This is a genomic window from Ruegeria sp. AD2(2025), from assembly GCF_056542385.1.
The window spans coordinates 1-14,157 of record NZ_JBQFZS010000002.1 but is presented as its reverse complement, the minus strand read 5'-3'; the positions used below and the strand labels follow the sequence as shown (position 1 = coordinate 14,157).

Genomic DNA, 14,157 nt, shown 5'->3' with positions numbered 1-14,157 from the left:
GGGCTGCCATGCTCAATGGGAGATTTTGTATCCGCTTGCTTGACGCCAGAAAGGTGCGACCCCGTCATGAGGAAAATAGAAACATGGTGCATCATTAGTAGTCCATATTCCGCCTCCAGTCCGCTCGCGCAATGCGCAATCAATTGGAGATAGTCGCGCCACATTGAATGGATCAATCTGCGGATGGCTCCACCCGGCTACTGACTCTGAAAGAAGACTCTTCATTGCTGAAATCAATCTTTCTCCGGCGGCGCTGTTCCAAGAACGAAGTCCCACGTTTTCGAGCAAATTGAACAGGTTTATCCAGGACTGCAAGTTGAATGTACAATAGTGCTGAGTCAGTGTACGCTCCATCTCCAACGGTTGCTCGCCGTCCGGTGTGATACTGCCGAGTACTCGTGCTTGCGCTCTCAGATTGATCTCTTGCAGGGCCTGAACGTCATTCAGAAATACTGCGATAGATGCCTGCTGAAGGTCAAAGCAGGTACCGTGATTATTCGCAGCGCTACATTCATCAATACCTTGTTCGCTATCGCTCAGCCACTTCATGAACTCGGAACACCAAGCTTTCAAACCTTGGATAAGCTGGTCGTTTTCCAACAGTCGTACTGCGTCAAGAAAGAAGTAGAAATCCTTTGTTTCAATCAGGCCCCTGGCTTGCCCTTTGTCTCCCTGATGTCCTCTGCGAACCTGAGCGAAATTCAGGTTGGGATTCATCTTTGTTTCTTCGTTGATGAACCAAGTTTGAATCAGACTTTCTGCCTTGTCGGAGTACTTTTTCTCTCCCGTCACACACGCCGCAAGAGCAAGTACCGTTGTGTCGTCAAAAAGCCGTTGCAAGCGGGTTCTATCATAGCGTTCGCTGGCGGCCTCATAGAGCTGCGTCCCAGGTACTCGTTTCCCGTCTTGACGAATATAGGGCAGGCCGTTTTTCTTCTTCGGATTTGGCCACCAATACGGCGCAGGATGATAGTAATCATGCGGGTCACCACTTGGCGCTGGCTCAGGCTTATCGGTCACAGAGTACGGACCTCTCGTCATCGCCTCATCTGCGGCAGACCGTAGTGCAGCATAGTCCGGACTTTCGTTCTCTGTCGACAAAGCCTCTAGCCGCACCGGATCGTAGAAGAATTGACCATGGTCGTTCAATTTCTCGGTCACTTTGCGGGCTTCAAGCATATCCAGAGTCGCACGAATTGCGTCATTTCTCGCCAACCCTCTGTTTTTGAAGCTCTTTGTGTCTTCTTTCTCCAGGACCGAATGCCCGGAAAACAGTCGCGCTACCCAGCCTGCCTGCGCCACCCGGTGGCCTTCGGGGCTGACTGCTCGCGGCGGTACATCAAAAAACTCCACCGGCCATTTTTGCCAGGGCCCTTGGATGCCAAGGTGCACAAAAAGTTCAACTTTTGGCCTGCGCCCGTAGGGGTGCCTCTCGTCGAACCGGAGAGGGGCATCGCACCGAAACGCCAGTTGTGGCTCTTCAGTCGCATTGAACGTGGTTCCATCCTTGAGGAGTTCCGCATTGTCCTGCATCCGAGCCATCGGAACAGTAAAATACCGCTTGTCCCTATTTGCAACAATGTCGTCGTGAAATAAATCCCAAGCGCTCTTGGTAAAGTAGCAATTACCGTCGAACGGTAGCGCCCATTTGGCGTGACGTAAGCACAGGTCAAGCGCTGCATTTCTCGCGCCGTTGTTATTCATCACATAGTTGTTCTTGGCCCGATATGCCTGAGTTATCATTCGGTCCCGAGTTTCCTCATCCACGGCACTGAGCGTCCCATCAGAAAGGACCAATGGGTCTTCAAATGTTTCAAAATCATAGCCGGTCGCTTGCAACTCCTCAGGGTCGAAAGGAATTTTCTCATAGACCTGTTGATATTTATCCAGAAGCGCAACGAGCTTAGATTCGTTCTCGGGATCGAAGATTCGGTTGAGGATCCACAGCTTGGTGCAGCCTTCAAACTCAGGTTCGTTTTCCAGAATAAACTTCACGTTCGCCAAAGATTGACCCGCGCGGTGTCGGGGAATCAGGTCGTTGCCAATGATGCGGCAAAGAGCAAACGTATCAGGCAAAGAGTTAACGCGATCCTCTTCCGCTTCGTCCCTCGCCGCGGGTGCAACGGCCTCAAGTGATCCGGCTATTTGGCCCATGCGGGGCTTTAGACGCCGTCGTGCTGCGGGCCACTTTTGCTCTGCAAGCTGCATGTTTCGCTTGCGTTTGCGGTGAACAAAATAGATTGGCAGCAACACGGGAAATAAGACGAGCAATACGGGCGACAGAAGAATGAGTGTTAAGTTGCGATTTTTTTTCCGGCGGATTCGCTCCTCCAGAGATGGCTCGGATCTTTCTGTCTCAGTTCTCAGTTTGATGTTCATTTATTCAACCTGACTCTGCCTTTGGTGAAGCGGTACACGAGCTTCCGAAATCACTGGTCCTCAAAATACTGCTGTTCAATCTCATTAACTTTTGGGAAGTGCAACCTCAGACAGTGAATGCATTGAAGGTTTCACCCAAATACCGCTCACCAGAAGTAATAACAGCGCTGCACACGCGTCGGCTGCCGTGTTTTGCGGTCCTGAGTGTGAAACCAGTAACGATATAGAGAAGACAGCAGGGCGTGGGCCAAGCCAAACACGCTGAGTTCATGACACACCTCAGCGACCTGATCGACGACACGATTTTCCTGAAATAGTTACCTTTTGCGCTTTCGGTAGTTTTCGAATGCATTATAGCCTTATCGGACAGCCCTTTTACCTTCACTGGGAGAAAATGCATGCCAACCCTTGAATTCGCGTTGCTCCTGGATCTGGTCTGTCGAGATTCTATCGGTCGGCGACTATTGCAAACCGCAGTAGAGACATTTGAGTACAACGGCAAAAACAGTGGGCCAAACACGATAGTGCTGCGCGGCGCACAGCTACAACACCTAAGGAACCTCTACGATCAGGGGGAAACATCTGTCCGGCACGCCATAACGCATCTAGTCGCATCGGCGAGATCAGGAGTGTCGCACCGAGTAGAAACGGTCAGGGACAAACCGGGCCTTCAACCCGACGCGCCCAACGACTATGTCAGTCTTGCCAAGTATTGGTGGCCCAAAAACGAAAACGCGGAGAACACCACCTACGTGCGGCGCGATGGCCACGTAAATCCGGATTGCTTCAGCGAAAACTACGACTACGGGCGCTGGACTAGATTGTCGAATGACGTCTTTTCGATGGCGCTCGCCTCATATCTTGCTTCCGATCGCGAGCTAGGTTCGGCGGCGGCTAATAAGATTGGTGCTTGGTTTTTGCATCCTTCGACAGCTCAGACTCCTCATTTCGAATATGCCCAAACCGTTCCTGATAGAAAAGAATTAACGGCGCGCGGCCTGATTGAGGTGCGTTACTTGTCCCAGGTAATTGAAGCAATAGAAATGCTTGTTGCGACAGGGGACATAGACGAGGAAACACATAAGCGTCTACAAGGTTGGTTTGCCAAACTTCTTTCTTGGCTACTCAACAGTGAAAAGGGCCGAAAAGCGGCCGGCGGAAAGAACAACATTACAGTTTGGTATTTTTCTTCCTGCTATGTCATTGCAAGCTTTTTGGGCGACGACGATCGCGCAACCGATCTTCTAAAGCACCAGATGGATGCGATTGCTGAACAGATTGATACAGATGGGAGCATACCAGTCGAACTGGAGCGTAACCGTCCGCATGACTACACAGCATTCAGTCTTCTGGGCGTTTCTCTAATCGAAGCTGCTGCATCACAAAAGGGCGTCGACCCTCTGACAACTGAAGTCGAGGCTGGCAAGGCACTGACGGCAGCGCGAGACTGGCTTGGAGCCACGGCAGAGTCTATGACTGCACGTCACACAATGTCGAAACTAGCCGATGCCGGGGAACAGAAATCCAAATCTAGTTGGCCCGCCGAACTTGACATCCTCTTGCTGGCGCGCGTCCTCAAGAACACACGGGATGCTCTGAAAAAACCTGAGGCATTGGCCCACATTCGGCAGCAGCCTACAGCTGCCGAACTGCAACGAGATCAAGCGATTCGTGAGCGGGATAAAGCACTAGATGCCTACAAGCTTTCTGTAAGAGAGAGAAAAAAGCTCAAGCGCCGAGCGAACCTTCTTACTATACCCTATATTGTTCTTCTAGCACCTATTGCTATGCCCTGGCTACTAGTTAAGGAACTCAAGAGCCGCCGGAAAAAGCAGCGAGGGCAGGCCAAGCGAAATTGAGCCTCCCTGCCTCTATTTCGATTCTCCAGCAAATGTGCTGACCTGAGCCCCTGAAACTCCTCCAGTTTTGCGTAGAGTCCGCCCAACTAAAGGATGGACAAATGAAGGCGAGATTCACTGACGAGCAGATCATCCAGATGATCAAAGAGCAGGAGGCTGGCGAGAAGCCCCAACAGAACGGGCTCATCGAAAGCTTCAATAGCAAGTTGCGTGATGAATGCCTGAACGAGACGCTCTTTGGCTCGTTGGCCGAGGTCTGTGACACGCTGGAAGCATGGCAGGAGGACTACACACCAACAGACCACATTCGGCGCTTGGAAGCCTGACGCCCAGAGAATTTGCAGAGCAAACGATGATGGACAAACTGGCCGCGTAAGGCCAAAAACTTGGGGCTCAGGTCAAATTAAATATTGTTTAGTTATCATCTGTCGTGCAATCAGATAGATGTGGGGTAAGCTTCTGTAATGCTGATGCAAACCAAATGAAAATTAGGGGCAGGACTCGTTGTTGTTTCATAGCCAGAATATGACAGTGGCGGCGAGAGCGATGGCGGAGAAGAATACCTTTGGGCACCTGTCATAGCGGGTTGCCACACGCCGCCAATCCTTGAGCCTGCCGAACATAATCTCGATCCGATTGCGCCGTTTGTAGCGGCGTTTGTCATATTTGACGGTGGCCTTGCGTTGCTTCCGACCAGGGATACATGCGCGTATTCGCAAGAACCCCTATCCGACCCGCGACGCCCGGCGCGATGTGTTCGAATACATCGAGCTCTTCTAAAACCCGAAATGCAAGCACACAAATAACGGCATGCTGTCACCCGTTGACTTCGAAATCAGACAGCACAAACTGACAAAGGCAGGTGCCTAGGAAACTAGGGGCACCTCAGTCCTCACACTGTTTCGGAAAGCTTATTTGCCGCGCCGCCCCTCCGATATTTCGCTCAGCGGCTTCAGTATATCATCGGCGTGGCTTTGATCTGAAAACAACGCTCGAAACAAAGTATCCAAGGAAGTGCTTGGCCATGCTTCATCCAAAAGCAGCACGGTCGCTCTTGCTTGCTCGTAATCGCCGAGCTGTTGGTATCCTGCCGCAAGATATCCGATGGAAATGGCGCTTACAGGATCACCCAGCCTTATTGCCTCATTAAACCGATCCACAGACTCTTGATAGTTTCCAAGATGAAAACTCGCTGATGCCAATACGCTTCTGTAAGGAAACCTTCTGTTGTTTGGATCGATGCTCTGCGCACGATTGGCTGAGATGATGGCGCGGTCAAAATCGCCGCCAAATAATGCAAACAAGGCATCGAAATTTGTGACATGGATGTCGTCGGCTGCAAGACTGGTCGCGCGCGCTGATTGCTCGAGGGCTGCAGCAAATTCCCGATTGGCGAAGGAGACCAATGCAAGTGCCGAGTGGCTCCACCCCTCATCGGGTGCCAATTCTACGGCCCTGTCGGCACGAGTCCTTGCGAGCTTTAGAAATTCACCCTTCTCATCACCGGGCGGCATAGTGATCGCGAGAATACTTATCGCTTGCGCAGAGCCTGCGAAGCCACCGAAATACGTCTCATCCAGTTCTATGGCGCGCTCAAACATACCGCGAACCGCTTGCAGCCGTTCGCGATCCAGAACCGGAAACATCAATGGGCGCGCCTCGGAAGCCAGGTTAACGGCCTGCAGTTTTGTGGGATTTGTCGAAAACAACGCTTCTCGAACGGCTTGCTGTTTCAAAGCATGTTCCGACCGGGTGCCATCATCTTTCGGCACGTCCGGCTGCTTGAAAATGGCAACTCCCACAATGGTCAACGCCGCCAAAACCGCCGCTCCGGACAAGAGGTATCTCAACCGCGATACTTTTTGGCCTTCGCCGCGCCCAGTTTCGAGCAGCTCAAACCGGGGCACGTACCCTCCGGGGTCTACATGCACGCGCAGGCGCTGCTCTTTGCCGGAGTTGGAGTAATAGGTGGCCAGCCGTCGCCGCATACGGCCCGCGTCAACACGTACGACCGCCATCGGGTCGCCACTTGCGTCCAGAGATCTGCCGTAGACGTCCTCGGCAATTGATTTGGCACGAATGTCTTCGGCCTGCTCCATCAGATACTTCTCGACGACATAACTCAGAAAGGATTGCAGACGCTCAGCGCCATCAAATTCAGGGCTATCCAGAATCCTCTTCAAAGCATGTCGGATTTCACTTTCCGGTGGCTTTGGACCGCTCGGATCAAGACCCGAATTTGTCTGCAAACTTGTTAACGGCATCCTGCTGGCAGCTTTCAGAATTATCGTAAGTATCTGAAAAATATCATGTTACGTCGTAACATACGTCAAGATACCTGAATATGTAAGTAAATTTCGGCAACATTGGCAAGGAAAGGAGAGGACGCGCTTCGTTGCGAGGCAAGATTTCGGATCACATCATTTTGGGGATCACTATGGATACGCTGTCGAAGTTGTTTCCGGATCGGGTGAACGAAATCGGACGTTTGCGAAGTGTGGACACAGTGTTCGCTCAAATCTGCGCTGACTATGAAAGCCTGACCGCCCTACTGCCCTGCGATGCCGGCGATCCAACCTACTCAGATTTAAACAATAGCCTTCGCGGACTTGAGGACGAGATACATCGATACCTCGCGTTCGGGTCCAAACCGTCCAAAGGCTAAACAGAGCACAGTAAAGGCGATCCAGATGCTAGCCAATCTTCTGTTCTACGTTGGACTTATCGTATCGTTGACCATCGGGTTTATGTATTTCCGCGACCTCGGCGACATCAGTCAGATGGTATTGAAGGTGAAGCGGAACAACATGATCCGCTTTATTCGCAACGAACGAACCTATCTGGCTGCTGGTATCGGAGCGCTGGTCCTGATGCTTGTTGGTCATCTGATGGGCGGCGGCCCCGGCTGGCTGTTTTTCCTAGGCATGCCGGCTGTGGCGTTGCTGATCATCTTCCTGTTCGTCTTCCCTTGGGTCTGGGTGCATATCGGTCTACGCAATCAGCAAAACAGCGCGCAATACTTCCCAATCTCGAAAGCGCGCGATTACATCAACCCATCCGCAAGCGTTCTGGTGATCGAGAACAATGGCCACGCGCGCGCGCACTCCGACGCACAATTGATGCGCCCGCATCTTGCAGGGAATGCAAGGGGGTTGGGTGGCGATGACATCGTGATGACCTATTGCGCGATGGCCAATTTGGGCTTGGCCTACAAGCCCGTCGTGGATGGCAAGAGACTAGATCTCGAGGTGCTGGCGCAGCACGGCAACAATCTGATCCTGCGCGACAACATCACCGGTGAGCCGATCCAGCAGATTTATGGCCACTTCGACAGCGACGCCTCGAGGCGATCCGGGATGCAGCCTTGGCCGACCTTCCGGATGAGTTTTCGTGGATTTCAGAAGGCCTACCCTGATGGAGAGGTGTTTTTGAACAAACCTTCCTCAAACCCCCTGCTAAGGCTCTTCGATACATTCACCGAAACGGTGTTCTCCTCGGGTATTGCAAAGCAGCATCAAGAGGCCGCGCCGGTCATGGATAACATGAGCCACAGCGATGATCGCCTTCCAAACAAGACCTATGTCTGGGGGGTGACGATTGATAGTGACGCGGTGTGCTGGACCGATGATTTCATTGCAGCGCATCACGGGCTGATCAACGCCACGGTGGGTGGTCGCGATGTCGTGGTGTCTTATGACCCGGCTTATGAAAGCGTCGGCGTCTGGTACAATGACAGCGGTGCGCCAGTCACCGAGATCGATTTCTTCGGAAATGCAAATTGCGGAAAGCTGAACCGTGTCGAAACCCTGCGCTCAGGGATGTTCTGGCACGTCTGGGTCGAGTTCTTTCCCAACACGGATATCAATCGCATCGACCGGCAGAAAACCGATGCCTTTGAAACCACGCGCAATCGTGAACCCGAAAATCAAACCAAACCGGAGCAGAGCCAATGAAAAGCCCCAAAACCACGAGCTTGTCGGCTCTCATCTGTCTTACGGCGAACATCGCGATGGCGCAGGAGACGCCGATCATCCACGACGCAGAATACTACATCCTCGAAGCGCAAAACGCTGAACAATGGGCCGAGGACAATGCCGAGGTCGACCAGTTGCTGGAAAAGTTCCAAAGGTCGAATGAGGGCAAGCCGCCGAATATTCTCAACATACTGATCGACGATATCGGCTTTGGCGATCTGGGCATTCCAGAACTCAATGCCGTGCGTGGATATTCTACCCCGCATATCAACGATTTTTCGGACGAGGCGATGCGGATGGTGCGCATGTATACCGAGCCGTCCTGCACGCCAACGCGGGTTGCGATGATGACCGGGCGGCTGCCGGTTCGGATGGGGATGGGCGATACCACCGTGGACATTGCCGGGTTCGGGTTGCCCGCCAATGAGGTCACTCTGGCTGAGGTTCTATCGGATGTTGGCTATGCGACAGTCCATGTTGGCAAATGGCACATGGGCGACATTCCCGAAGCCTGGCCTCACAATCAGGGTTTCGACTGGGCCGGTTTCCCGGTGCACCAACAGGGGCAACTGACGATATTCAATGACGACGCGATCAAAGAGCAAGTCTCGGTCGGGATATCGGACTTCGATGACCGGTTCGTTTTGGACAATTTCTTTCGCCCCGACCCCGCAGCCATGGTCACTGGTCTTGAAGCTGAAAAAGGCGGTATCGCGCGCGAGGTTGATATGACCGCGGGCGAACGCTGGACCGCCGAAAAATACGACGACATGAACCAACGCTACCAGGATCAAACGCTTGAAAAGCTACGAGAACTTGCAGGCGGGGATAAACCGTTCTTCCTCCAATACTGGCCGCTGATCCCTCTCGATAATACCCGTTCGGGTCGGTCGGGACCGCAATCTCCAAATGGCGGGCTTTACGTGGACAAGATGCAGCTTCTCGACAGTTGGCTTGGAGATATTTTCAACGAGATGGAGGCGCGGGGTCTTACGGAAAACACCATCGTGGTGGTGATGGGTGACAATGGTCATTTCACAAAGTACTCACCCCAATCCGGTTTTACTCCAATGGTCTTCGCTGGTGGCAAAGGCGACGTCTCCGAAGGCGGCATCCGGGTCGATAGCTTTATTCGCTGGCCGGGAATGATCGAAGCTGACGGGATCGTTGGCGATATCGTTCATGTTTCCGATCTCTACACCACGCTTGCGCGGTTTGCGGGCGCGGATTCCGAAATTCCGCGCGACCGTTTGGTAGACGGTGTCGATCAATCTGCCCTGCTGTTGCTGGGCGAAACCAAAGGCAGGCGGGATCACCTGATCGTCTATTCGGTCAACTCACCAAAGGCGATTATCAAGGATCAGCTAAAGCTGCGCATTCCGGGTGCCGGCGAAAGCGCGATCCTTGCGGATTTCTTTGACGTCTACCGCGACACGCACGAAAAATACCCCGTTTCAACCGAGGTCGGGGCCTGGGGCGGCCAAGAGTTTGTGCGCATTCTCGGACGGCATTTGAAGCGAAAGGAAAAGTACCCCGATACCGAACCTGCACGCGGTGTTCCCTATGAAGGTATCGAAAATCTTCGTCCCGAAACTCAGGCCGCCGTGGAAGCGTTCCTGCTCAAACAATCTTCGGCCAGCAAGTAACCAGAACAGTTCAAGACCAAGCATCGCCGGACGCCCACTTGGAAGCGGGAAACGCGGAAGGAGAATGAGACATGCCCATGAATTCAATTACTTGCATCGCAGGCGCCACTATCTTGTCCGGCATAATGGCCTATGGTGCATCAGCGCAATCGCTGCCCGCACCGGGGGAGGACGACGAGGGCTGGCGGCATACGCTTGGTTTCTACCTGTTCACCCCGCTCAGGACCACGGGCACCTCGACAGTCGCGGGCGTTTCCGCAGATCTTGACCTGGACTTGGGCGACGTGCTGAACGTTCTGGATTTCGCCGCTGCCGGGCGGTACGAGGCATGGAATGGTGATCTTGGGATCATCGTTGACGCCAACTACGTTGGCATAGAAGAGGATGCGACACTTCCCGGCCCGCGCGCTTCGGCCGCGAATGTGGATGTCCGACAGAAATGGTTTGCAATCCTGGGCGCATATCGCGTCGCGGACGGAACCCACGGTGCGAACGACCAACGGTACACAGTCGATCTGCAGGGGGGTGTCCGCTATAACTCGATTCGGCAAGAGATCAATTTCACAAGGCTCGGACCCGCAAACCCACCCATCTTGGGCGGCGATCAGGACTGGGTTGAGCCTGTGATTGGCGCCCGCGGTATGTGGCGCCTAAACGAACGCTGGACGACCATCGCTTCGCTGGATCTCGGCGGTTTCGGGGCGGGAGGCAACGACCTTCAGGTCGGTGCCAATATCGGATTTGACTATCAGCCTTGGGAGAACACAGCGATTACGTTCGGCTACCGCTTTTTTAGCGTCGATTACAGCGACACACTTGATACCGGCGATTTCGCCTATGACGTCACGCAGCACGGGCCATATTTCGGCGTGAAGGTTTTCTTCAACTAGGCCGACTCTGTTGCCCATCAAATCTCCGGCCGGGACCTGGAAGACAGGCAGCGCATCCTACGAGCATCTGCCGACGCGGCCACCGTACATCTCGCCCGCGGACCCGATCATCAGATTTCCGTGGAGCATTAGTCTACAGCAACTCGTTGACTTTTAACACTTTAGTTCCATTAGGCAAATTCGAACCAATCTCAGCTTGCCGCGGAAACCGTGAACCTATCCGGAGCAAAGCTGACGCCACCCGGCAAGAGCGGCCGTGCGTGTCAGCTTGAATGTGTCTCGAGTTGAGAGCGATCTTTCCTGGTTGAAATGGTTATGGATGGAAGAATGAACGGCAGCGAATTTCTGCAAACTTCGCATCCGCCTAAAGCGTTGCATTGCGCGTTCACGTCGTCGGGACGGAAGATGTGAATTCTCGACGCGATTGTTGAGCCATCTGCCCGTACGCTGTTTGCTCAACGCACCAAGCTCGCGGAGCGCTGCTGTACAAGACGCAAACCGATTCGTGACAATCTCGTCCACCGAGCCGTGCCGCTTCATCAATTTCTTGAGGAATTTCAAAGCAGCAGCCTTGTTTCGACGCTTCGTGACGACGGCCTCAAGCACCTCGCCTTCGTGATCGACCGCACGCCAGAGATAGTGGCGTTTGCCATTCACCTTCACGAAAACCTCATCCACGTGCCACTTCCATTTCGAAAATGCGCGCAATTGTTACACCCGCTTTCGCCTAATTTCAGAAGCAAACATCGGGCCAAACCTATCCACCAATAGCGACGGTTTCGTGGCTCACGCCGATGCCTCGCTCGTGCAGAAAATCTTCGACATTCCGCAGCGAAAGCGGAAATCGAATGTACGGCGTCACCGCCAGGCGGATAATCTCGGGACTGGTTTTGAAGTACTTGAGGGAGGCAGGCTTAGTCATTCCTAAATGCTATGCAACCGCCCTGCCCCACTCAAGCAACGTTATTCTGACACCCCCTAGCAAAGGACATTTAAGTGGGTAGCATCTCATTACCGGTTTTGGTCAATTCGAACCGGTAGCGAAGTCGACGGACGCGCCTCAACCTCAAGCCCCTTTTCCCCACGCCTTGAAAACAGAGCTAGCATGGAAACCAGCTCTGTAAATCGATTTAGAAATTGAAGCGTACACCAAAGTCCGCGCGGATCTGGCGGTCAGCGGATCCTTCCTTGATGCTACCGACGCCACCGCGGAGTGTTGCGCCCGCGCCAAGATCATAGATCGCACCAATCCCGATTTCCTGGGTGTCGCCATCCGCGGTTCCATCGCCGTACGACGCCAGAATCGTGGTCGCCGCACCCAAGTCATAGGCTATCGACACGCCGTAGGCCGTGCCGTCGGTTTCCTCGCCCAGCGAGTTCACTTCGGTGTCGTCATCCCGCGCCAGAAGGAGAGTGCCCGAGAAGTCTCCGAGATCCGCCCCCAACGTGAAAATCAGCAGGCTGGGATCGATTCCATCTGCGGGTCCGTCGGTTTCACCATAGGCGAGTGCCACGGTGACGTTCTCAAAGCTGTATTGAACGCTTACATCCCACTGATCGGCACCGCCCAACGCAACATTGCCGTTGTCGGTTGAGTTCTGGTCATAGGATGCACCGACCGCGAAGTTGCCGATCGCGTATTTGAAGAAAACGGCATTGTCGCCCGTGCCAGTCGAGGTGTAGCCCAGAATTTCATAGTTGTCGCCGGATCTTTGATCGACAAAGCTCTCGAGGCCGGGCTGGTTGCCGGACCGGTTCGGCATGTTCTCGATGGCACCACCGACGTTGCCCACGTCGACACGCAGACCCTCGTAGATCATCGAAAAGCGCGCGCCGTTCAGCCCTGCCGCACCAGCTTCGCCAGTGGTCGAACTTTCGTCAGCCTGCAGACGAACACGAGCCGAGAGCTCGATCCCGCCGTCGGTTTGGACAACGCCGTCCAGGTTCAGACGGAAGCGCGAGACCAGGATGGTGTCGGAAATGTTGTCGTTGGTGGTCGAACGGTCCTCGAGATAGCCGATACCGAAGCGTCCGTAGCCGCTGAACTTGATCTCGGCGGCTGCGGTGGTGACACTGGCTGCCAGCAGCAAGGGCGTCAGTGTATACAGGGTCTTATTCATCATAGTCCTCTCATTCCTCCTCTGATTTTCGGAGTTTTCTTTCGGTGCACGCTTGGGCCAGGTGTCAGCCCGGGGCTGGTCAACATGCGCGCTGGGTAAAGTCGGGCTCGGTCTGCCGCGGCGAAAACACCGCCGGTCGGTCACAAGTGCCGCCGATATCCACACCAGATCATTGCCCGGGTGGTCTGGCTGTATGTCTGGATTGATGTGCAAACCTCATTTTCGAATCCGACTGGCCAGCTTATGGCTTGGGTCTCGGAAGATCGAAATCTTATTAAATTACCCGAGGCGGGCATAAGATGAAATTATGGGATCGGCCTTATGGCGCGATAAGGCAATGCAATAAAGTATTCTGCCATCGCAATCCGCCCTATGGGATACCAAACGCCCCCGGAGGACATCATGGATATCTGCATACTTCACATCGGACATACGGAACCCGGCGAAAAGCCCAAGCATCTGCCATCGCCTCAGAGGTTCAGAAACGCGCTTGAACCCCATCTGCCCAACGCAAACTGGACGGTCGTCAGCGCCGTCAAGGACACGCTGCCCCAGCCTGCGGCCTTTGACGCCTATATCATCACCGGCGGGAAATACTCGGTGTTTGAAGACCTGGATTGGCAGGACCGGCTGTTCGATTTCATCCGAGCGGTGGACGAACAAAAGATCAGCATGATCGGTATCTGCTACGGGCATCAGGCCATCGCCCATGCACTTGGCGGCGCGGTGGAGCGCAGCCCCAAGGGCTGGGGCGTTGGTCTGATGCCAGTGTCCGTGACCCGTGATACCGGCTTTGCCGCACGGGCCGACGACATCATGCTGCACGCGATGCATCAGGATCAAGTGGCCACCGCGCCCGAAGGGGCCGAGATCTTTCTGAGCAGTGACTTCTGCCCGGTCAGCGGTTTCACCATCGGTCAGCATTTACTGGCCATTCAGCAGCACCCGGACTTCAATCCCGATATCAATCGCGATCTGATCCTCAAACGCATCGAACGCATCGGTGCAGTTGCAGAAACTGCGCTGACATCATGTGACGGGCCGGATGACACGCCGGTCAGTGTCGGCTGGATGGCGGCATTCCTCAACCCGGCCGCAAGCCAGCGCAAGACCGCATAGTCAGACGCAGTCAACTCACGGCGGCTCATCCGGGCCGCCGTTTTCATTTAAGCCAAAGTGAATTCACCAAGCCCCGGAGCCGCCCCATGAACCGAGAGCACCAAATTCTGCAACGCGCCATTGAGGACCGGCTTCTGGACAGCGAAACCACCGTGTTGGGCTTCATGGAC

8 protein-coding genes and 4 pseudogenes are annotated in these 14,157 nt (G+C 54.1%); 7 read left to right on the top strand and 5 right to left on the bottom strand.

The features are described from left to right. Positions 1 to 12: 12 nt before the first annotated feature. A complete protein-coding gene (locus ACR1XV_RS05095) occupies positions 13 to 2,379 on the bottom strand; it encodes an alginate lyase family protein (protein WP_480529315.1) in 2,367 nt (788 codons plus the stop codon). A gap of 398 nt (positions 2,380 to 2,777) precedes the next feature. On the opposite strand from ACR1XV_RS05095, the gene ACR1XV_RS05090 reads away from it, so the two are divergent. Beyond that, on the top strand, positions 2,778 to 4,238 hold the full coding sequence (locus ACR1XV_RS05090) for an alginate lyase family protein (protein ID WP_480529314.1): 1,461 nt from the start codon (positions 2,778 to 2,780) through the stop codon (positions 4,236 to 4,238). Between the two features lie 164 nt (positions 4,239 to 4,402). Continuing rightward, positions 4,403 to 4,581, top strand: a pseudogene (locus ACR1XV_RS05085) (integrase core domain-containing protein); the annotation flags it as partial. A 169-nt stretch (positions 4,582 to 4,750) separates the two neighbouring features. Here ACR1XV_RS05085 and ACR1XV_RS05080 read toward each other — a convergent pair. Next, a pseudogene (locus ACR1XV_RS05080) lies at positions 4,751 to 4,951 on the bottom strand (transposase); the annotation flags it as partial. On the opposite strand from ACR1XV_RS05080, the pseudogene ACR1XV_RS05075 reads away from it, so the two are divergent. Further along, positions 4,947 to 5,108 (top strand): annotated as a pseudogene (locus ACR1XV_RS05075) (IS3 family transposase); the annotation flags it as partial. The pseudogenes ACR1XV_RS05080 and ACR1XV_RS05075 sit on opposite strands and share 5 nt — an antisense overlap. Positions 5,109 to 5,149: 41 nt before the next feature. Here ACR1XV_RS05075 and ACR1XV_RS05070 read toward each other — a convergent pair. Beyond that, positions 5,150 to 6,502 (bottom strand): tetratricopeptide repeat protein, encoded by a 1,353-nt coding sequence (locus ACR1XV_RS05070; RefSeq protein ID WP_480529312.1) that lies wholly within the window; start codon positions 6,500 to 6,502, stop codon positions 5,150 to 5,152. Positions 6,503 to 6,928: 426 nt separating this feature from the next. Between ACR1XV_RS05070 and ACR1XV_RS05065 the strand changes: the two genes are divergently transcribed. The 3 genes from ACR1XV_RS05065 to ACR1XV_RS05055 all read left to right on the top strand — a co-directional run bounded on the left by ACR1XV_RS05065 (position 6,929) and on the right by ACR1XV_RS05055 (position 10,748). After that, positions 6,929 to 8,191 carry a DUF3179 domain-containing (seleno)protein gene (locus tag ACR1XV_RS05065; RefSeq protein WP_480529310.1) on the top strand — a complete coding sequence of 421 codons (1,263 nt, stop codon included), beginning with the start codon at positions 6,929 to 6,931 and terminating at the stop codon, positions 8,189 to 8,191. Continuing rightward, entirely contained in the window at positions 8,188 to 9,858 is a 1,671-nt protein-coding gene (locus ACR1XV_RS05060) for a sulfatase-like hydrolase/transferase (RefSeq protein ID WP_480529309.1), read from the top strand. Before ACR1XV_RS05065 ends, ACR1XV_RS05060 begins: the two co-directional genes overlap by 4 nt. A 71-nt stretch (positions 9,859 to 9,929) precedes the next feature. After that, positions 9,930 to 10,748, top strand: coding sequence for a hypothetical protein (locus tag ACR1XV_RS05055; protein ID WP_480529307.1), 819 nt, complete (start codon positions 9,930 to 9,932; stop codon positions 10,746 to 10,748). Between the two features lie 216 nt (positions 10,749 to 10,964). Here the strand turns inward: ACR1XV_RS05055 and ACR1XV_RS05050 are convergent. Together ACR1XV_RS05050 and ACR1XV_RS05045 are read right to left on the bottom strand one after the other, a co-directional pair. Then, positions 10,965 to 11,670 (bottom strand): annotated as a pseudogene (locus ACR1XV_RS05050) (IS6 family transposase). A 208-nt stretch (positions 11,671 to 11,878) separates the two neighbouring features. Further along, on the bottom strand, positions 11,879 to 12,871 hold the full coding sequence (locus ACR1XV_RS05045; RefSeq protein WP_480529305.1) for a porin: 993 nt from the start codon (positions 12,869 to 12,871) through the stop codon (positions 11,879 to 11,881). 399 nt (positions 12,872 to 13,270) lie between these two features. Between ACR1XV_RS05045 and ACR1XV_RS05040 the strand changes: the two genes are divergently transcribed. Then, positions 13,271 to 13,987, top strand: a complete 717-nt coding sequence (locus ACR1XV_RS05040; RefSeq protein WP_480529303.1) for a type 1 glutamine amidotransferase — start codon at positions 13,271 to 13,273, stop codon at positions 13,985 to 13,987. The last annotated feature ends 170 nt before the right edge of the window (positions 13,988 to 14,157 follow it).